Annotated in this window: 16 protein-coding genes and 1 tRNA gene; 10 read left to right on the top strand and 7 right to left on the bottom strand. The window is 70.3% G+C overall.

Annotated elements, in window-relative coordinates:
* Positions 1-74 precede the first annotated feature (74 nt).
* From ACZ5CR_RS28280 to ACZ5CR_RS28270, 3 genes are read left to right on the top strand one after another with little or no spacing between them, the layout of a single operon-like run.
* Positions 75-1,511: a purine-cytosine permease family protein gene (locus ACZ5CR_RS28280; RefSeq protein WP_468862360.1), complete on the top strand. Its 1,437-nt coding sequence runs from the start codon at positions 75-77 to the stop codon at positions 1,509-1,511.
* A 56-nt stretch (positions 1,512-1,567) separates the two neighbouring features.
* A complete protein-coding gene (locus ACZ5CR_RS28275; protein WP_468862358.1) occupies positions 1,568-1,990 on the top strand; it encodes a hypothetical protein in 423 nt (140 codons plus the stop codon).
* A 36-nt stretch (positions 1,991-2,026) separates the two neighbouring features.
* The gene (locus ACZ5CR_RS28270) at positions 2,027-2,812 is read left to right on the top strand and encodes a phosphodiesterase (protein WP_468862356.1); all 786 of its coding nucleotides are present in this window, start codon (positions 2,027-2,029) and stop codon (positions 2,810-2,812) included.
* Between the two features lie 315 nt (positions 2,813-3,127).
* On the opposite strand, the gene ACZ5CR_RS28265 is transcribed toward ACZ5CR_RS28270, so the two are convergent.
* Entirely contained in the window at positions 3,128-4,519 is a 1,392-nt protein-coding gene (locus ACZ5CR_RS28265; protein ID WP_468862353.1) for a cystathionine beta-synthase, read from the bottom strand.
* A gap of 170 nt (positions 4,520-4,689) precedes the next feature.
* Between ACZ5CR_RS28265 and ACZ5CR_RS28260 the strand changes: the two genes are divergently transcribed.
* The 3 genes from ACZ5CR_RS28260 (at position 4,690) to ACZ5CR_RS28250 (ending at position 8,281) form a co-directional block, all read left to right on the top strand.
* A complete protein-coding gene (locus ACZ5CR_RS28260) occupies positions 4,690-5,697 on the top strand; it encodes an SGNH/GDSL hydrolase family protein (RefSeq protein WP_468862530.1) in 1,008 nt (335 codons plus the stop codon).
* 275 nt (positions 5,698-5,972) lie between these two features.
* Positions 5,973-7,193, top strand: a complete 1,221-nt coding sequence (locus tag ACZ5CR_RS28255; RefSeq protein ID WP_468862351.1) for an acetyl-CoA C-acetyltransferase — start codon at positions 5,973-5,975, stop codon at positions 7,191-7,193.
* Positions 7,194-7,435: 242 nt separating this feature from the next.
* Positions 7,436-8,281 (top strand): hypothetical protein, encoded by an 846-nt coding sequence (locus ACZ5CR_RS28250; protein ID WP_468862349.1) that lies wholly within the window; start codon positions 7,436-7,438, stop codon positions 8,279-8,281.
* Between the two features lie 64 nt (positions 8,282-8,345).
* Here the strand turns inward: ACZ5CR_RS28250 and ACZ5CR_RS28245 are convergent, their stop codons facing one another.
* Complete coding sequence (locus ACZ5CR_RS28245; RefSeq protein WP_468862346.1) at positions 8,346-8,657, bottom strand: hypothetical protein; 312 nt, start codon at positions 8,655-8,657, stop codon at positions 8,346-8,348.
* A 102-nt stretch (positions 8,658-8,759) separates the two neighbouring features.
* Here ACZ5CR_RS28245 and ACZ5CR_RS28240 point away from each other — a divergent pair, with 102 nt between their 5' ends.
* Positions 8,760-8,990: a DUF4287 domain-containing protein gene (locus ACZ5CR_RS28240; RefSeq protein ID WP_468862343.1), complete on the top strand. Its 231-nt coding sequence runs from the start codon at positions 8,760-8,762 to the stop codon at positions 8,988-8,990.
* An 86-nt stretch (positions 8,991-9,076) separates the two neighbouring features.
* Here ACZ5CR_RS28240 and ACZ5CR_RS28235 read toward each other — a convergent pair whose 3' ends face one another.
* From ACZ5CR_RS28235 to ACZ5CR_RS28225, 3 genes are all read right to left on the bottom strand, one after another.
* Positions 9,077-9,994 carry a Bax inhibitor-1/YccA family protein gene (locus ACZ5CR_RS28235; RefSeq protein ID WP_468862342.1) on the bottom strand — a complete coding sequence of 306 codons (918 nt, stop codon included), beginning with the start codon at positions 9,992-9,994 and terminating at the stop codon, positions 9,077-9,079.
* 67 nt (positions 9,995-10,061) lie between these two features.
* Entirely contained in the window at positions 10,062-11,459 is a 1,398-nt protein-coding gene (locus ACZ5CR_RS28230; protein WP_468862339.1) for an MFS transporter, read from the bottom strand.
* A gap of 60 nt (positions 11,460-11,519) precedes the next feature.
* Positions 11,520-12,698 (bottom strand): 4-hydroxybenzoate 3-monooxygenase, encoded by a 1,179-nt coding sequence (locus ACZ5CR_RS28225; RefSeq protein WP_468862338.1) that lies wholly within the window; start codon positions 12,696-12,698, stop codon positions 11,520-11,522.
* Positions 12,699-12,872: 174 nt separating this feature from the next.
* Between ACZ5CR_RS28225 and ACZ5CR_RS28220 the strand changes: the two genes are divergently transcribed.
* Complete coding sequence (locus tag ACZ5CR_RS28220; protein ID WP_468862336.1) at positions 12,873-14,525, top strand: IclR family transcriptional regulator domain-containing protein; 1,653 nt, start codon at positions 12,873-12,875, stop codon at positions 14,523-14,525.
* Between the two features lie 159 nt (positions 14,526-14,684).
* On the opposite strand, the gene ACZ5CR_RS28215 is transcribed toward ACZ5CR_RS28220, so the two are convergent.
* Positions 14,685-14,767: transfer RNA gene (locus ACZ5CR_RS28215), tRNA-Leu, on the bottom strand.
* Positions 14,768-15,155: 388 nt separating this feature from the next.
* Here ACZ5CR_RS28215 and ACZ5CR_RS28210 point away from each other — a divergent pair.
* Positions 15,156-15,926, top strand: a complete 771-nt coding sequence (locus ACZ5CR_RS28210) for an ABC transporter ATP-binding protein (protein WP_468862334.1) — start codon at positions 15,156-15,158, stop codon at positions 15,924-15,926.
* Between the two features lie 112 nt (positions 15,927-16,038).
* The gene (locus ACZ5CR_RS28205; protein WP_468862332.1) at positions 16,039-18,570 is read left to right on the top strand and encodes an ABC transporter permease; all 2,532 of its coding nucleotides are present in this window, start codon (positions 16,039-16,041) and stop codon (positions 18,568-18,570) included.
* 82 nt (positions 18,571-18,652) lie between these two features.
* Here the strand turns inward: ACZ5CR_RS28205 and ACZ5CR_RS28200 are convergent, their stop codons facing one another.
* A complete protein-coding gene (locus tag ACZ5CR_RS28200) occupies positions 18,653-19,948 on the bottom strand; it encodes a class I SAM-dependent methyltransferase (protein ID WP_468862330.1) in 1,296 nt (431 codons plus the stop codon).
* Between the last annotated feature and the right edge of the window lie 5 nt (positions 19,949-19,953).

Below are 19,953 nucleotides of genomic sequence, written 5' to 3'. Positions count from 1 at the left end.
ACCAAGAACCACCAAGGCCACCAAGAACCGTCAAGAGGCAGCTCGTACAGCAGCAGCAGGGAGTTCAGCGGATCATGGCAGACAGTCTCGTGGAGCGGCGCTCCATCGACGTCGTCCCCGACGACGAACGGCACGGCACCGCGTTCAGCCAGTTCACCCTCTGGCTCGGCGCCAACCTCCAGATCACCGCCGTCGTCACCGGCGCGCTCGCCGTCGTCTTCGGCGGCGACGTGGTCTGGTCGCTGATCGGCCTGCTGCTCGGCAATCTGCTCGGGGGCGCGGTGATGGCCCTGCACTCGGCGCAGGGGCCGAAGCTCGGTCTGCCGCAGATGATCCAGTCCCGGGCGCAGTTCGGGGTGCGCGGCGCCGTCGTACCGCTGCTCCTGGTCATCCTCATGTACGTCGGCTTCTTCGCGAGCGGCAGCGTCCTGGCCGGGCAGGCGACGGCACGGCTGACGCACACGAACGACACCACCGGCATCATCGTCTTCGCGGTGATCACCGCGGTGGTGGCGGCGGTCGGCTACCGCGTGATCCACGTCCTCGGCCGGGTGGCGAGCGTGATCTGCGCCCTCGCCTTCATCTACCTGGGCATCCGCCTCCTGGACCGCGTCGACCTCTCGGCCCTCCTGGGCGACGCGCACTTCGACCTGCCGATGTTCCTGCTCGCGATCTCGCTCTCGGCGTCGTGGCAGCTCGCCTTCGGTCCGTACGTCGCGGACTACTCGCGCTATCTGCCGCGTACGACATCGGGGCGGGCCACGTTCTGGTGGACCCTGTCCGGTTCGGCGCTCGGCTCGCAGTGGTCGATGACGTTCGGTGTGCTCGTGGCGGCGAGCGCGGGGGACGCGTTCCTCGACAACCAGGTCGGATACGTGGTGGGCCTGGGCGGTACGGGCCTGATCGCGTCGCTCCTGTACTTCGTGATCGCGCTGGGCAAGCTGACCATCAACGTGCTCAACACCTACGGCGGCTTCATGTCGATGGTGACGAGCATCAGCGGATTCCGGGGCCAGAAGACGCTCTCGCCGCGCGGCAGGGCGGCGTACATCGCCCTGATCATGGTGGCGGGCACGGTGGTGGCGCTGCTCGGCAAGGACAGCTTCCTCACGTCCTTCAAGGACTTCCTGCTCTTCCTCCTGACGTTCTTCACGCCGTGGTCGGCGATCAACCTGGTCGACTACTACCTGATCTCCAAGGAGCGCTACGACATCCCGGCGCTCTCGGACCCCGACGGCCGCTACGGAGCCTGGCGCTGGGACGCGCTCACGGTCTACGGAGTGGGTGTCCTGACCCAGCTCCCGTTCCTGGCGACGCACTTCTACACGGGCCCGCTGGTGGAGCCGCTGGGCGGCGCGGACATCTCCTGGATCGTGGGTCTGGTGGTCCCGGCGGCCCTGTACTGGCTGCTGGCCCGCCGCGACACGTCGCACATCCCCACGGAGAGCACGCGGAGCGCCGAGAGCACGGAGCCTGCGCTGAAGGCCGGGGCCGGGGCTGAGCCCCGCTGAGAAAGGGGGGATAGCCCCACTGTCAGGCCCGCGACGGCTGCGTACCGTACAGAACCATGGAAGCCCGTGACGCCGAACTGAAGAAGGAACTCGACGCCTCTCTGCACGCGCGCAGAGAGCTGGGCGAAGAGTATGAGTCCGTGCTGGTCGACTCGTTCCTCGAGAAGGTCGAGCAGCGCCTGGACGGCACCATCGACCGGCGGATGCGCCGGCACATGGCCGAGCAGCAGATGGTCGTCGCCCGCGGCTCCCGCGCGCCCACCAACCCCGTGGACTCCTGGGGCGAGCGCTTCGGCTTCGGCATCGTCTCGCTGATCCTCGCGATCCCGCTCTCGGCGATCGGCGTGGTCAACGCGGACCTGCCCGGCCTCTTCGTCACCTGGGGCGGCATCGTCGGCGTGAACGCGGTGCATGCGATGCGGGGCATGAACTTCGGGCGCGGCAAGGACCGCGGCCGGAAGTCGGAGTGGGACGACTGAGGCCTGAGTCCGCGACTCCGCGGGGATCCTGCCCTGATGACCACATCCGTCGCGCACCTCAGTGACCCGCACCTCACCACCGGCGCCCTGGCCGCCGCCCCTGCGGCCGGCCTGCGCCACGCACTCACCCGCGTCCTCGCCCTGGAGCCCCGGCCCACCTGCGTGGTGATCACCGGCGACCTGACGGAACACGGCAGTCCCGCCGAGTACGAGCAGCTGCGCGAACTCGTCGCGGGTTTCCCGCTGCCCCTGCACCTGACGACCGGCAACCACGACGACCCGGTGGCCCTGGCCAAGGCGTTCGGCGGCACGGCGCACCTCGGCGGCACCCACTCCACGCACTACGCCGTCGAGTACGCGGACCTGACGCTGATCGCCCTGGACTCGAACGTGCCGGGCGCCGGACACGGCCGCCTCGGCGAAGACCAACTCACGTGGCTGGACGCCCGGCTGACGGCGCGCCCCGACATCCCCGCCCTGGTCTGCGTGCACCACCCCCCGGCGGACATCGGCATACCGTTCCTGGACGGCATGCGTCTCACGGACGGCGACGCCCTGGCGCGGCTCCTGCCCCGCCATCCCCAGGTCACCCGCGTGCTCGCGGGCCACGTCCACCGCCCGATCACCGGCGCCTACGCGGGCACGACCCTCTCGACCGCCCCGTCGACGTACCTCCAGAGCTCCCTGACGATGAGCACGGAGGGCGCCATGGGCTACGTACCCGAACCGACCGCCTTCCAGCTCCATCAGCGGACGGCCACGGGCTGGGTCACGCACACGGTGCCGGTGAGCCATGCGGCGGCGCGGATTCAGGGGTTCTGAGGGGCGCCAGGGGTTCTGAGGGTCGTACGAAGTTCATGCGCGGGGACCGCCGCACCCCCGGGTGACCAGGGGGCGGGACGACGGCGGTCCCCGCGAGGGACGCGGGCCGGGTCAGGACCGGGTCCGCGTCCAGGCGTTCAGAGGTCCGGGAGCCGCTCCGGAGTTCCTGTACGCCGACAACAACCAATGTGCCGGAGCCGTGTTAAGCGTGTGCTGCGCGGACGTGACGTGCTCGTACCACTTCCGCGAAGTTCGAACCACGGCTCACGGCACACCCCCTTGGCCACGGGTTCCTGCGGCTACCGGCCCTGCCGCCTACTGGCCCTGCTGCGCGGCGAGGAAGGCAAGCAGGTCCTGGCGGCTCACCACGCCCGTCGGTTTGCCCTCGACCAGGACGATCGCCGCGTCCGCCCTGCCGAGCACCGTCATCAGGTCGGCGACGGGTTCGCCGGAGCCGACCTGCGGCAGCGGGTCCGACATGTGCTTCTCCAGCGGGTCGGAGAGCGAGGCGCGCTGCGCGAACAGGGCGTCGAGCAGCTCGCGTTCGACGACGGAGCCGATGACCTCGGCCGCCATCACGTCCGGGTGGCCCGCGCCCGGCTTGACGATGGGCATCTGCGAGACGCCGTACTCCCGCAGTACGTCGATGGCCTCGCCGACCGTCTCCTCCGGGTGCATGTGGACGAGTGAGGGCAGTCGGCCGCCTTCCTTGCGGCTCAGTACGTCGCCCACGCGAGGCTGGTCGCCCGCCTGCTCCAGGAATCCGTAGTCGTTCATCCACTCGTCGCTGAAGATCTTGCTCATGTAGCCGCGCCCGGAGTCGGGCAGGAGTACGACCACGACGTCGTCGGGACCGAGCCGTTCCGCGACCCGCAGCGCCGCCACGACCGCCATGCCGCAGGAACCGCCGACGAGCAGCCCCTCCTCCTTGGCGAGGCGCCGCGTCATCTGGAAGGAGTCCTTGTCGGACACCGCGATGATCTCGTCGGTCACGTTCCGGTCGTACGCCGTCGGCCAGAAGTCCTCACCGACGCCCTCGACGAGATAGGGCCGCCCGGAGCCGCCGGAGTACACGGACCCCTCGGGGTCGGCGCCGACGACCGTGACCCCGCCCTTGGAGATCTCCTTCAGATATCCGCCCGTCCCGGAGATGGTGCCTCCGGTGCCGATGCCCGTCACGAAATGGGTGATCCTCCCCTCCGTCTGCTCCCACAGTTCGGGGCCGGTGGAGTGGTAGTGGGAGAGCGGGTTGTTCGGGTTGCTGTACTGGTCGGGCTTCCAGGCGCCGGGGGTCTCGCGCACGAGGCGGTCCGAGACGTTGTAGTACGAGTCCGGGTGATCGGGGTCGACGGCCGTGGGGCAGACGACCACGTCCGCGCCGTACGCGCGCAGCACATTGATCTTGTCGAGCGACACCTTGTCGGGGCAGACGAAGATGCACTTGTAGCCCTTCTGCTGGGCCACGATGGCGAGGCCGACCCCGGTGTTGCCGGACGTCGGCTCGACGATCGTGCCGCCGGGCTTGAGCTCCCCGCTCTGCTCGGCCGCCTCGATCATGCGCAGCGCGATGCGGTCCTTCACGGAACCGCCGGGATTGAAGTACTCGACCTTGGCAAGGACGGTCGCCTGAATGCCCGTGGTCACGTTGTTGAGCCTCACCAGCGGGGTGTTGCCGACGAGGCTGATCATCGAGTCGTGAAATTGCACCGTTGTCTCCGGGCTGCGATGTAGTGCGACGAATGGGTGTCGTCAGCGTAAGGGTCTCGTTCAGTCGTTCACCTCCGCTTGCGATTGGCCGACCGTCCTTACGGGGCAATTAGTTGATGTAGGGCGGATTGGCTACGAGGAGGTGGCTGCAGGGCATGTCGAGGGCGAGGGTGGCGCGGCGGATCGCTGCGGGCGCGGCGTACGGCGGCGGAGGCATCGGGCTGCTCGGGGCGGCGGCCGTGGGCGTGGTGCTCGCCGAGGTGCAACTGGCGAAGCGGACCGTGGGAAACAGCGGGGAGCATCCGGCTCCACCGCGGGCGGACGGACGGTACGGATGGGGGTTCGCGGATCGGCCCGAGGGCGCGGAGCCCTTGCGGTTCGCGATGCTCGGCGATTCGACCGCCGCGGGGCAGGGCGTGCACCGGGCCCGGCAGACCCCGGCCTCGCTCCTGGCGGCGGGGCTGGCCGCGGTGGCCGAGCGGCCGGTGGAGCTGCGGAACGTGGCACTGCCGGGCGCCCAGTCGGACGACCTTGACCGCCAGGTGACGCTGCTCCTTTCCGAGCTCTCGTCCTGGGCGCCCGACGTCTGCGTCGTGATGATCGGCGCGAACGACGTGACGCACCGGATGCCCGCGACGCGTTCCGTGCGCTACCTGTCGGCGGCGGTGCGCAGGCTGCGTACGGCCGGGGCGGAGGTGGTGGTGGGGACCTGTCCCGATCTGGGGACGGTCGAGAACGTCTATCAGCCGCTGCGGTGGATGGCGCGGCGCGTGTCACGGCAGCTGGCCGCCGCGCAGACGATCGGCGTGGTCGAGCAGGGCGGGCGGACGGTGTCGCTCGGGGATCTGCTCGGCCCGGAGTTCCTCGCGAACCCGCGGGAGCTGTTCGGTCCCGACAACTACCACCCCTCCGCGGAGGGGTACGCGACCGCTGCGATGGCGGTGCTTCCGACGCTGTGCGCGGCCCTTGGGCTCTGGCCGGAGGAGGAGCGCCCCGACGTGTCGCGGCGCGAGGGGTTCCTGCCGGTGGCACGGGCCGCGGCGCAGGCCGCGTCGGAGGGCGGCACGGAGGTCGCGGCCGCGATGCCCACGGGTCCGCGCGGTCCCTGGGCCCTCCTCAAGCGCCGCCGGCGGCGGCGCATCCACCACGCACCGGATCCCTCGCCGCTGCCGAGGTAGCCCCCCCTGCGGGGCGGGGCGTCGGGCTCGTCCGCGGGTCCGACGCCCTCAAGGCCGTCGCTTCGCGACGGGTTCTTTCCCGCCCACCCACCCGATTGCCCGGCGATGGTCAGGTGGGGAGGGAGGGATAGACCGCCCAGACCACCCCCGCCGCCCTGAGCAAGCGCTTAGGAAAATGCGGTCCGCATCACAGTCCCGCACCGGTGACCTTCTCGGTACGTACGGGTAACTTCCGAAGCGGTCCGCCTTTCGCGAAGCAACCTCTGGAGCCCCGCATGCCCGAAGCCGTGATCGTCTCCGCCGCCCGCACCCCGATCGGCCGCGCCTTCAAGGGCTCCCTGAAGGATCTGCGGCCGGACGACCTGACCGCCACGATCATCGAGGCCGCCCTCGCCAAGGTCCCCGAGCTCGACCCGAAGCTCATCGACGACCTGATGCTCGGCTGTGGACTGCCCGGCGGCGAGCAGGGGCACAACCTCGGCCGCATCGTCGCCGTACAGATGGGCATGGACCACCTGCCGGGCTGCACCATCACCCGGTACTGCTCCTCCTCCCTGCAGACCTCCCGCATGGCCCTGCACGCCATCAAGGCCGGGGAGGGCGACGTCTTCATCTCCGCCGGTGTGGAGATGGTGTCCCGCAGCGTCAAGGGGTCGAGTGACGGACTCCCCGACACCCACAACCCCCTCTTCGCCGACGCCGAGGCCCGCACCGAGGCCGTGAGCAAGACCGAGGGCTCCAGCTGGCACGACCCCCGCGAGGACGGTCTGATCCCGGACGCGTACATCGCGATGGGGCAGACCGCCGAGAACCTGGCCCGCGCCAAGGGCGTCACCCGTCAGGACATGGACGAGTTCGGCGTCAGGTCCCAGAACCTCGCCGAGGAAGCCCTGAAGAACGGGTTCTGGGAGCGCGAGATCACCCCGGTGACGACCCCCGACGGCACCGTCGTCAGCAAGGACGACGGCCCCCGCGCCGGCGTCACCCTCGAAGGCGTCGGCGGCCTCAAGCCCGTCTTCCGCCCCGACGGCCTCGTCACCGCCGCCAACTGCTGCCCGCTCAACGACGGCGCCGCCGCCCTCGTGATCATGAGCGACACCAAGGCCCGCGAGCTCGGCCTGACCCCGCTGGCCCGCATCGTCTCCACCGGCGTCACCGGCCTCTCCCCCGAGATCATGGGCCTCGGCCCGGTCGAGGCGTCGAAGCAGGCCCTGTCCCGCGCCGGTCTCACCGTCGACGACATCGACCTCTTCGAGATCAACGAGGCCTTCGCCGCCCAGGTCATCCCCTCCTACCGCGACCTGAACATCCCGATCGACAAGCTGAACGTCAACGGCGGCGCCATCGCCGTCGGCCACCCCTTCGGCATGACCGGCGCCCGCATCACCGGCACGCTCATCAACAGCCTCCAGTTCCACGACAAGCAGTTCGGCCTGGAGACGATGTGCGTCGGCGGCGGACAGGGCATGGCGATGGTCATCGAGCGCCTCAGCTGACGCTCCGGGCCCCGCGCATCCCTCACGTCTCCATTGATTCGTGACTCAATCTCCCCCAGGATGTGACCTATCTCCTGGGGGAGATGCATATCCCCAGCTCAGAGCCCATCTGTGGATAAACACCGGGCCGAAAGACCTGTCCAATTCGTGACGTAATGCACTGACAGGTGGATCGTGCAGGCTTCAAGCTGATGTAGGAAGTCGGGGGTCGACTTGAAACCGGGAGTACGTCAGTGAGCGCCATGCCTATTGCCTTGCTGCTCTCCACAGCCGCTGCCACGGCCGTGGGTGCCGCCGCCCTGCACGCCGTACACGGCCTGCGGAAGCAGCTCGCAGAGATCACCGCCCTGCGCGCCGAGCTGGCCCAGAGCCACTCGGCGAACGCACACGCCAACGTGCCCGCGGCCCGCACCGCGGACACCGACGAGATACGCACGGCCGTCGCCGAGGCCCTCGCCGAGGAACGGGAGCGCGAGCTGGCCGAGGCGCGCGCCTTCTGGGCCGCCCAGGAAGCCCGTGACGCCTCGGACGCGCCCTCGCTCCTCAGTGGCCTGCCGGGCCTCTCGGACATGGCCGACGAGCTGTTCCTGCCCCGCCAGGCGGACTTCTCGGGCCTGGAGTCGGAGAGCCTGGAGCCGGTCATCGAGCCGTACGCCGAACCTGCCGACGAGTTCGCAGGGGGCACCTCCCTGGACGAAGTCCTTGGGGGAGACTCCCCGGAGCTGGCCGCGGCCCGCCGCCGCCACCCCTCGCACCCGGACTTCGTCCCGGTCCAGTCCCCCGTCAACGGCGACCACGAGCGCACCGTCGCCTGTCTCGAGGAACTGGCCGACTCCCGTACGGCACTCGCCGACGTCCGCCCCGGACCGCTCGGCACCCTGGACGTCTACGTCTTCACGGACGGCACGACGCTCTGCATGACCCCGGGCCACCGCGAGACCGCGGAACTGCTCGCCGACGCCCTGCGCGACGGGCACGCCCCGGTCCTGCTCGGCGGATCCGGAGTCTCCGGCGCCTACGCCCTGACCTTCGAGTGCGGCACCGAGAACGTCTACATCCTGGCCGACCGCGTCATCGCCTCGGTCTGACCGGAGCGACCCCGGCGCCCGCCGGGGTCGGACCACACCCCGGTCGCACCCCTCTCACGCCCCGTCACACACCGGCGCGCTTCTGCGCCTTCTCCACGAGCGTCAGTGCCTCGGCGAGCTGTCCCGCATCATCGAGCACAAGGGCCAAATCCCGCCCCGCGACCGTGATCTGATCGGCCGCCGCGAACATCCCCTCGTCCGGCATCTGTCTCGGCTCCTCCTGCGGCACCTCGATCCGCTGCGCCCACGCCGCCAGTTCCCTGGCCAGAGCGAGCGCCTCGGTCGCCGCCCCCCGCTGCAGGCGACTCTGCGGGGCTGCCCGCAACCGGTCGGCGAATTGGTCCACTGCGTCCGTCAAAGGCGTCGTATCAAGCACCCGGTGACCTTATGCGCCTGGACGGGACTGTTGCCAACGTCTCAACGCTGAGGCACGGTGGCGTGAAGGACGGAACACATCGCGACGCGTCCGGAGGCGCCGATGTCCCAAGTCTTCTCCGAGGAGACCCACCGCAATCTGATCGCCCGTATCCCCCACTGCACCGGTCGTGAGATCTCCGACTGGCTTCGCGCCGTCGACGAAGGCCCTTCTCTCTTCCGCTTCGAGGAGAAGGTCAGCTGGCTTCGTGCGGAGCACAACCTGGCGTACGGGCACGCCAAGGCAATCATTCACGAGTACGACTTGCAGCGGGCCGCGCGCAAGCTGCTCTGACTCCCTGTCCCCCTCGACTCACCTCACACGGCGAAGGGCCCCACGGAACAGCTGTTCCGTGGGGCCCTTCGTGTTGATCAGCCGCGTCAGTCGTTGCCCTGCAAGATGGCGATCAGACGCAGGAACTCCATGTAGATCCAGACCAGCGTCATCGTCAGACCGAACGCCGCGAGCCAGGCCTCTTCCTTCGGAGCGCCGTACGCGATGCCGTCCTCGACCTGCTTGAAGTCCAGGGCAAGGAAGCACGCGCCGAGCAGAATGCCGACGATGCCGAAGATGATGCCGAGGCCGCCGCTGCGGAAGCCGAGACCGTCACCGCCGCCGAAGACCATGAACAGCAGGTTCACGGCCGTGAGCAGCAGGAAGCCCATCGCCGCGGCCATCACGAAGCCGTAGAAGCGACGGTTGACGCGAATCCAGCCCGCCTTGTAGGCGATCAGGACACCGGCGAAGACCGCCATCGTGCCGATCACGGCCTGCATGGCCGCGCCGTCCGCGATGCGGTTGTCGACGACGCTGGAGACGACGCCGAGGAAGACACCCTCCAGGGCGGCGTACGCCAGGATCAGCGCGGGCGATGCCTTGCGCTTGAAGGCCTGCACGAGGCCGAGCACCATCGCGACGAGGCCTGCGCCGATCGCGATGCCGTACGACTTGCCGATGTTGGCGTCGTCCACCGGCAGCAGCGCCCAGGCGAGCGCCGCCGTGACGAGGAGCGTGCCGAGCGTGGTGGCCGTACGCAGGACGACGTCGTCCATCGTCATGCGGCCGGCGGTGGTTACGGGTGCCTGGGGGGCGCCGTGCTGCAGGTCCTGCTGGGCGTACGGGTTGGTCGCGTACGGATTGGCGGGGGCCTGCTGGCCCGCGCTCGCGTACGGATTGCCCTGTTGGGTCTGTGTCCCGCCCGCGGGTCCCCCGGCCTGCGGCTGCTGCGTGCCGAAGCCCGCGTAGCCGTTGTCGCGGCTGAACCCCCGTCGCGAGAAGACCGGGTTACTGCTCCTCATCTCACTCCTCCATGGCCACCGTGTGTGGCTTTGGGCTCAAGAGTAATGCGTAGGCAAAAGGAAGACCCTAGTGCTTGGGGAGGATCTTTCCCTCCTTGTGACCAAGAACGCTCGGCCCGGTGCTCTCTGTTCCCGGTGAGAGGGCGGATACACCCTCGTCGGCGGGGGTACGGCGGCTGCGCCGGACGAGTGGCACCAGCGAGATCGCGACGGCTCCGAGCACGGCGGCCACGGCGAACGTGGTGAATCCGAGCGACGCGTTGCCGCCGGAGACCACGGCGCCTCCCAGCCACGGTCCGACGACCGCGCCGGTGCGCCCGACGCCGGTGATCCAGCCGAGGCCCGTGGCGCGCTGGGCGGGCGTGTAGACGGAAGGGGCGGAGGCGTAGACCATCACCTGCGCCGAGAAGAGCCAGATGCCGGTGACGAAGACGATCACGTACGCGACACCCAGCGGCAGCTCGGCCTTGAGCAGGAAGGCGCCGCAGGCGGTGAGCAGGAACCAGATCGCGGAGATTCGCACGGCGCCGAACTTGTCGGCGGCCCGCCCCGCGACGAGCATGCCGACGATCCCGCCCGCGTTGATCACCATGAGGAAGGTCACAGAGGAGGAGAGCGAGTAGCCGGAGGCGCGCATCAGCTCGGGGAGCCAGGTGGAGACCCCGTAGACGAGGAGAAGCCCGGCGAAGGACGCGATCCACAGGAGCGGGGTCGCGAGCCGCTGACCGGGGCTGAAGAGCGAGGCGACGGCGGCGAAGCGGCCCTTGGCACCCGCCTCGGGGGCTTCGGCGAGCGTCGGTGACGGCAGCGAGAAGCGGGCGGCGACGGCCTGCGCCTCGCTCGTGCGGCCCTTGCCGAGCAGCACGCCGGGCGATTCGGGCAGCCACTTCAGTACGAGGGGGATGGCGACGACGGCGGGGATCACGCCGGCCCAGAAGACGACGCGCCAGCCGTGGTCGGGCCCGAGAGCGAGCCCGAGGCCCGTGGCCGCCATGCCGCCCGCGTGGTACGAGGTCATCATCAGGCCGGTGGCGAGCGCGGCCCTGCGCGGCGGCGCGAACTCGGCGACGATCGCGAGGCTGATCGGCATCAGACCGCCGAGCCCGAGCCCGGCGATGAAACGCCCGCCGCCGAAGACGGCGGCGGTCGGCGCGAGCGCGCAGACCGCGGAGCCGAGCGAGAACAGCGCGACGCTCCCCGTCACCATCGGCTTGCGCCCGATCCAGTCGGTGAGCGTGCCGCAGCCGAGGGCGCCGATGAGCATGCCGAAGGTGGTCCAGGAGCCGATGGTGCCCGCGGTCGACGCGGAGAAGCCGAAGCCCTCGTCGTCGATGAGGTGCGGCATCACGGCGCCGTAGATGTTGACGTCCATGCCGTCGAAGAAGACGACGAGCCAGCACAGGGCGATGACGGGGGCCACTGATCTGAAGGTCCGCTGGGGCGCGGCGCTTTGGGGAGCGGTCACGGGGCTCTCACTTCGTTGTGGGACCTGGTGGGGACGCAGGCGGGGGACGGGGGCGCTGGGCTAGTCGAGCGGGAATCCGGTGTAGCTCTCGGCGAGGTCCGTCTCGGCCGAGCGCACGGTGGCGACGCGGTCCAGCTGAGCGAGCTGGATGCGGTCGTCGAAGCCGGTGGCCCCGGGGGCGCGGTGCAGCATCGTGGTCATCGCGTACGAGAAGCGCTCGGCCTGCCAGACGCGGCGCAGGCAGGTCGCGGAGTACGCGTCGAGGCGGGCGTCGGAGCCCGTCTCGCGGAGTTCGACGAGCGCGCGGGCGAAGGTGACGACGTCGCCGACGGCGAGGTTGAGACCCTTGGCGCCGGTGGGCGGGACGATGTGGGCGGCGTCCCCGGCGAGGAAGACGCGTCCGTGCCGCATGGGCTCGTGGACGTGACTGCGCATGGGGGTGACGGACTTGGAGGTGATGGGTCCGCGCTTCAGCGTCCAGGCGGGGTCGTCGGTCTCCAGGCGGCGGTCGAGCTCGTCCCAGATCTCCTCGTCGCCCCAGTCGGCGGCGTCCGTGTCCGCGGGGACCTGGAGGTAGGCGCGCGTGACGGTCGGCGACCTCATGGAGAGGAGTGCGAAGCCCCGTTCGTGGCGGGCGTAGACCAACTCGTCGTGCGAGGGCGGTACGTCGGCGAGGATGCCGAGCCAGCCGAAGGGGTACGTCCGCTCGAAGACCCGCGAGACATCGGCGGGCACGGCCTCGCGGGCCACGCCCCAGGAGCCGTCGCAGCCCACCACGTAGTCGCACTCCAGGACGTCCTCGCGGCCCTGGTGGCGGAAGCGGACGCGCGGGCTCTGCGTCTCCGCGCCCTCGACGGCGAGCGCCTCGGCCTCGAAGAGCAGCGGGCCGCCCGCGGCGAGCTGGAGGGCTATGAGGTCCTTGCAGACCTCGGTCTGGGCGTAGACCATCACGGACCGGCCGCCGGTCAGGGCGGGGAAGTCGACGCGGTGCCTGCGGCGGTCGAAGCGCAGTTCGATGCCGTCGTGCGGGATGCCCATACGGTCCATGCGCGCGGCGGCGCCCGCCTCGCGCAGGACGTCGACGGTGCCCTGCTCCAGGATCCCGGCGCGCTGGCGCTGCTCCACGTAGGCGCGGTCCCGGGTCTCCAGGACGACGGAATCGATACCGGCGTTGTGCAGCAGGCGGGCGAGGAGCAGCCCCGCCGGTCCGGCCCCGATGATTCCGACGGTGGTGCGCATCGATGGATCCCCTTCGCTCCCGAACGACGACCACCCACCGGCCGCTTGTTCGCCTGGTGAACTTTCGTTCATAATGTGCTGACGGGAGTCTCCGACCGGACCCAGCGACTGTCAACGGTTGCGGGGCATCCACTTTCGAGGCACCCGCTTTCCACCCGTGCGAGGAGCGGCGCCATGCCTGAAGAGTCCGTACGCCCCCTGGAGCGCGGCCTCGCGGTGCTGCGCGCCCTCGCGGTCGGCGACCAGGTCAGGGCGGGCGACCTCGTCCGCGCCACCGGCCTGGCCCGCTCGACGGTGGACCGGGTCGTGGCGACCCTGGTCCACCTCGGATACGTACGCGAGCACGGCCAGGAACTGCGCCTCACGCCCCGCCTGATGGAGCTCGGCAACGCCTATCTCGCGGCGAGCGGGCTGAGCGGCGAGGTCGCGGCGCGCACGGCCCGGCTCGCGGACGACCTCGACGAGTCGGTGTCCCTCGCGGTGCCGGACGGCGACGGCGTCCGCTTCGTCACGCAGGCCGCGCGGCGCCGCGCGATGTCGGTGGCCTTCCGCATCGGGGACCTGCTGCCGCCCGAACGCTGCGCCCCGGGCGCGCTGTTCGCGGACGCCTGGGACGCGGAGCGGTGGGCCGCCTGGCGGGCACGTGTGGCCTCGGGACCGGCGGAGAGCGCCTTCCCCGCGCTGCCTCCGGGGCCCGCGCCCGCGGACGTCCCGGACCTCGCCGCCCGGGTGGCCCGCTCCCGGGAGACGGGCTGGGCCCTTGACGACCAGCTGATCGAGCCCGGCCTGATCGCGGTGGCGGTCCCCGTACGCGACACCGGGGGCAGGACGCGCTACGCCCTCTCCGCGGTGAGCCACACCAGCAGGCACACGGCACAGGGCCTCGCGGACGCGATGCTGCCGCGGCTGCGCGCGGAGGCCGAGGAGCTGGAGAGCCTGGCGGCCGGGGCCCCGGAGCCGCCCGCCGACGACGCACCCACGCCCGGCCACGCGTTCGAGACCGAGACCGCGACCGACCCGGCGGCCGCCAAGGCCGAGCTCGGCTCCGGCTTCCTTCAGTCGCTGGCGCGGGGCCTCGCCGTCCTGCGCGCGCTCGGCGACGCCCGCGGCGGCGGTCTGCCGCTGACCGCGCTCGCCGCGGCCACGGGCCTGTCGAGGGCCACCGCACGGCGCTGCCTGCACACCCTGGAACTCGCGGGGTACGCGGCCCACGACGGGCGCCTGTACCGCCCGCTGCCGCGCGTCCTTGAGCTCGGCCACGCCGCGCTGTCCCGGCTCACCTTCGCCGAGATCGCCGAGCCGCACGTGCGGGAGCTGACCGAGCGGGTGCACCAGTCGGCTTCGGTGACGGTCCTGGACGGCGCGGACATCCTCTACGTGGCACGGGCGGCCACCGTCCGCGTGATGAGCGTCCGCATCACCCTCGGCACCCGCTTCCCCGCGTACGCCACCGCCATGGGCCGGGTCCTCCTCGCCGGGCTCGCGGAACAGGAGCGGGAGCGTCTGCTGCGGCAGGCTCCGCCGCGCGCCCTCACCCGGCGGACCGTGACGGACCCGGGCGAGCTCGCGCGAATCCTGGAGCGCGCGGCCGCCGACGGCTACGCCACCGCCGACCAGGAGCTGGAAGAGGGGCTGCGCTCGGTGGCGGTGCCCGTCAGGGACGCGTCGGGGCGGGTGGTCGCCGCCCTCAACATCGCCCGGCACGCGGGCACGGGCCCGCTGGCCGAGACCCGCGACGCCCTGCTGCCCGCGCTGCGCGGGACGGCGGCGGCGATCGAGGCCGACCTGCACACCGCGGCCCGCTTCCAGGCGGTGCGGCTGCCCTGAACCCCGCCGGGCCAGAACCGTTGGACCCCGCCGGGCCAAAACGTTGAACCCCGCCGGACCAAAACCATTGCGGGAAGCGTGGACTGACGTGCCATCAGGCAGGCACGCCGAGGAACGTAGGCGCCGCGACCGCGGCTGTGCCGCGAGCGATGGCGGATGTGCCCGGAGCCGGACTTGAACCGGCACGCCCGCTAGGGGCAGCGAGGTTTAAGCTCGCCGTGTCTGCATTCCACCATCCGGGCAGGCCATGGGCTCCGCATCAAGTGATTCGACCCTATCGGGAGGCGTCCCCCGAACAGCGGAACAACAGCCCGATGTTGTCTTATTTTATTGACGTCTGAGGGTGCATCAGCCACCGGTATGGCCCATCGGTACATGCCGCAGGCCCTTCCACCCCTGTACGGCCTCCGGGACGGATTGACGGAATTTAGACGCCCCCGCGGCGTCCGCGTGCGCCCAGACGGGTGGTACACGTCTCCGGGGTCGGAGTCATCCCCAGGTATGACTCCGGGCCCACGGGTCCGACTCAAGAGGGCCATCGGAACCGGAACAGCGGCTGACTACACGGCGCGGATCCGCAAGGACGATGGAATCAGTCCCCACTCGTCGTCCCGACAGGAGCACCGCCCCGTGACCACCACCCACTTCGCCGCCCGCACCACCGCAGTGGCCGCGCGCGCCACGGACCTCTCCAAGGTGTACGGACAGGGCGAGACCCAGGTGGTCGCCCTGGACCATGTCTCCGTCGACTTCCGGCAGGGCGAGTTCACCGCGATCATGGGCCCGTCGGGCTCCGGCAAGTCGACCCTGATGCACTGCGTCGCGGGGCTCGACAGCTTCAGCGGCGGCTCCGTACGGATCGGCGAGACCGAGCTGTCCACCCTCAAGGACAAGCAGCTCACCAAGCTCCGTCGGGACAAGATCGGCTTCATCTTCCAGGCCTTCAACCTCCTCCCGACGCTGACGGCCCTGGAGAACATCACGCTGCCGATGGACATCGCGGGCCGTAAGCCCGACAAGGCCTGGCTCGAGCAGGTCATCTCCATGGTCGGCCTGGCCGGGCGCCTCTCCCACCGGCCCACCGAGCTCTCCGGCGGCCAGCAGCAGCGCGTCGCCGTGGCCCGTGCGCTCGCCTCGCAGCCCGACATCATCTTCGGCGACGAGCCGACCGGAAACCTGGACTCGCGCTCGGGCGCCGAGGTCCTCGGCTTCCTGCGCAACTCCGTACGCGAGCTCGGCCAGACCGTCGTCATGGTCACCCACGACCCGACGGCAGCGGCGTACGCGGATCGCGTGATCTTCCTGGCCGACGGGCGCATCGTCGACGAGATGCACGCCCCGACCGCCGAGGGTGTCCTCGACCGGATGAAGGACTTCGACGCCAAGGGCCGTACGAGCTAGCGCTCCGAGCGGCGTCGGCGGGTACGTGCCCGCGGACACGCCGTGGCTGATCGCGCAGTTCCCCGCGCCCCTTCGGGGCTCTCCCCTCTCTCCCCCACCAGGACTCACACCCATGTTCCGTACCGCCCTGCGCAACGTGCTCGCGCACAAGGCCAGGCTGCTCATGACCGTGCTCGCCGTCATGCTCGGCGTCGCCTTCGTCTCCGGCACCCTGGTCTTCACCGACACCTTCGGCAACGCCTACAAGAACAAGTCGGCGAAGAGCTTCGACCACGTCTCGGTCGCCGTACAGCCCGAAGGCGGCTCCTCCTCCTTCTACGGATCGAGTGACGAGGAAGAGGCCAAGAAGCCGCCCCGCCTGACCGACGCCCTCCTGAAGAAGACCCAGGGCCTGCCCGGCGCCGACTCCGCGATCGGCGGGGTCATGGGCTTCACCGCGGTCGCCGACAAGGACGGCAAGCTCGTCGGCGGCGAGTGGGGAACCACCGGCGCCAACTACTACCCCGGCAAGGACGGCAAGGACCCGCGCTACGACTTCACCAAGGGCGCGGCACCCAAGTCCGCCGGTGACCTCGCCCTGGACTCAAGGACCGCCGAGCGCACCGGCTACAAGGTCGGCGACACCGTCCGCTACTCCACCGACGGCCCGGTGAAGAACGCGAAGATCAGCGGCATCTTCGACACCGAGGACGGCAGCGTCCTCGCGGGCGGCAGCCTGGTGGTGTTCGACAACGACACCGCGCGCACGGTCCTGGGCAAGAGCGAGTACGACGAGATCGACGTGAAGGCCGCCGCGGGCACCTCCGAGGCCGCCCTGAAGAGCTCGGTCGAGAAGATCCTGCCCAAGGAGACGCAGGCCGTCACCGGCGGCGAACTCTCCGACGACCAGGCCGCGATGATCGAGCGGGAGACCAGCTCGATGAGCCAGATCCTGCTGATCTTCGCCGGTATCGCGCTGTTCGTCGGCATCTTCATCATCGCCAACACCTTCACCATGCTGGTCGCCCAGCGCACCAAGGAACTGGCCCTGATGCGCGCGGTCGGCGCCTCGCGCCGCCAGGTGACGCGCTCCGTGCTCATCGAGGCGTTCATCGTGGGCCTGGTGGCCGCCGTGACCGGCTTCGCGCTCGGCATCGGCGTGGCCGTGGGGCTTGAGTCCGTGATGAACGCCGCGGGCGCCTCGCTGCCCGACGGGCCGATCGTCATCGCCCCGATGACGATCGTCGTCGCCCTGATCATCGGCGTGTTCGTGACCATGCTGGCCGCCTGGCTGCCGGGCCGCCGCGCCGCGAAGATCCCGCCGGTCGCCGCGATGAACAGCGTCCACGCGACGCCGACGACGCGCGGTCTCGTCGTCCGCAACACCATCGGCTCGATCATCGTCGCCCTCGGCACGGTCCTGCTCTTCATGGACGACAACTACGTGATGGCCGCCGGTGCCGCCGTGATCCTCGTCGGCGTCATCGTCCTCACGCCGCTCCTGTCGCGCCCGTTCATCGCCGCGTCGACCCCGCTCCTGAAGCCGTTCGGCGTCACGGGCAAGCTGTCCCGCCTCAACGCGGTCCGCAACCCGCGCCGCACGGCCTCCACGGCCTCGGCCCTGATGATCGGCCTGACCCTGATCACCGCGATGACGGTGATCGCGACCTCCATGAGCAGCGCCATCGACAAGATGGCCGCGGGCTCCCTGAAGGCCGACTACACGGTCTCCATGGCGAACTACCAGCCGCTGGCCCCCGAGGTCGGCGAGAAGCTGGCCAAGCTCCCGGACGTCGAGGCGAGCAGCCCGCTGCGCACGGCCTACGGCGAGGTGGACGGCTCGTACACCCAGGTGTCCGGCGTCGACGAGAAGGCCTTCGGCAAGGTCGCGAGCCTCGACTTCACCAGCGGCTCGCTCGCGGACCTCAAGGGCGACTCCACCCTGGTCGACAAGGAGACCGCGGACAAGCAGGGCATCAAGACGGGCGACACCGTCCCGGTGAAGTTCGACGACGAGAAGACGGCGAAGCTGAAGGTCGCCGGTGTCTACCAGCAGAACGAGATGATCAGCGGTCTGTTCACGCCGCTCGCCGTCGTGAACCCGCACCTGTCCAAGATCACCGACGAGCAGGTCCTGGTGAAGATGAAGGCCGGTACGTCCGACCAGGCCGAGAACACCATCGTCAAGGCCCTCGGCGACAACCCGGCGCTGAAGATCCAGGACAAGGACGCGGTCAGCAACGAGTTCGGGGGCGCGATCAACATGGTCCTGAACATGCTCTACGGCCTCCTCGGGATGGCCATCCTGATCGCGGTGCTCGGTGTCATCAACACCCTGGCCATGTCGGTCTTCGAGCGGAAGCACGAGATCGGCATGATGCGGGCCATCGGCCTCGACCGGGCGAAGGTCAAGCAGATGGTGCGCCTGGAGGCGGTCATCATCTCCCTGTTCGGCGCGGTGCTCGGCATCGGGCTCGGCCTCTTCATGGGCTGGGCCGTGGGCGGCAGCATCGCCGACGCGGTGGCGAACTACACCATGGAGATCCCCGTCGGCCGCATCGTGATCTTCCTCGCGATCGCGGGCCTGGTCGGTGTCCTCGCGGCGATGTGGCCGGCCCGCAGCGCGGCGCGCCTCAACCCGCTGATGGCGATCAAGGCCGAGTAGCACTTGGCGGTACGCGTACGTGAAAGGGCCCCGGACGATCACCAGATCACCGTCCGGGGCCCTTTCGCGTACGGCCTGCCGCCTACCGCCAGGTGCGCGCCCGCAGCGGCAATCCGGAGGTGCCGACCTCCGGGGTCTTCACCGCGAGGACCTGGTTGACGCCGATGCGGTTGCGCTCGAAGGCGAGCGCGGACGCCGCCATGTAGAGGCGCCAGATGCGGGCCCGGCCCGGCGACGTGAGCCGCTGGCCCTCCTTCCAGCGGGCCTCCAGGTTGGCGACCCAGCTGCGCAGCGTGAGGGCGTAGTGCTCGCGGATCGCCTCCACGTCGCGCACCTCGAACCCGGCGCGCTCCAGGAGCCCGACGGTCGACCCGACGGGAGCGAGCTCGCCACCGGGGAAGACATAGGCGTCGATGAAGTCGTCCACCGTGTACGTCGACTCGTCGGTCTGTGGCCGACGGGCGATCTGGTGGTTGAGGAGCCTGCCGCCCGGCTTGAGAAGGTCGTGCAGGGCGTGTGCGTACTCCAAGTACTGCTCGGCGCCGACATGTTCGGCCATGCCGATGGAGGAGATGGCGTCGTACGGGCCGTCACGCACGTCACGGTAGTCCTGGACGCGGATCTCGACCCGGTCGGTCAGGCCCTCCTCCGCGATGCGCTTCCTGGCGTACGCGGCCTGCTCCTGGGAGAGCGTGACGCCGACGACGGTGACGCCGTGCTCGCGCGCCGCGTGGATGGCCATGGAGCCCCAGCCGCAGCCGACGTCGAGCAGCCGCATGCCGGGCTTCAGGGCGAGCTTGCGGGCGATGAGCTCCAGCTTGTCGCGCTGGGCGTCCTCCAGGGTGGAGTCCTCTGACTCCCAGTAGGCGCACGAGTAGACCATCGAGGGGCCGAGCACCAGCTCGTAGAAGTCGTTGCCCACGTCGTAGTGGTGGCTGATGGCCTGCCGGTCGCTGCCCTTGGTGTGCAGATGGAGCCTGCCCCGCCTGCGCATCTCCTCCTGCGGCGGGGGCGGCGGCAGGAAGGGCGCGGCGAGGCCGATCAGGGAGCGGGCCGCGGCGCGGAACTTCGGGTCGCGCAGGGACTCCCTGAGGTTCTTCGCGTCCTCGTCCCGCTCCCAGATGAACTCGGCGAGCTGGTCGAGCGCCGCGTACAGATCACCCTCGACGTCCAGGTCCCCGGCCACCCAGGCGCGGGCGAGACCCAGCTCACCCGGCTTCCACATCAGCCGGCGCAGGGCACGGCGATTGCGGACGACGAGGGTGGGGGCACCCGGCGGGCCTGCTTCGGAACCGTCCCAGGCACGAATGCGTACGGGGAGCGGGGCTCCCAGCAATTGTTCGGCAAGGTTCTTCAGCCGCAGTGCGGCATCGGGCATGGTGC

This window comes from Streptomyces sp. NPDC031274, assembly GCF_055570235.1.
The sequence above is the reverse complement of the archived record's forward strand: the minus strand, read 5'-3'. Positions and strand labels throughout refer to the sequence as shown.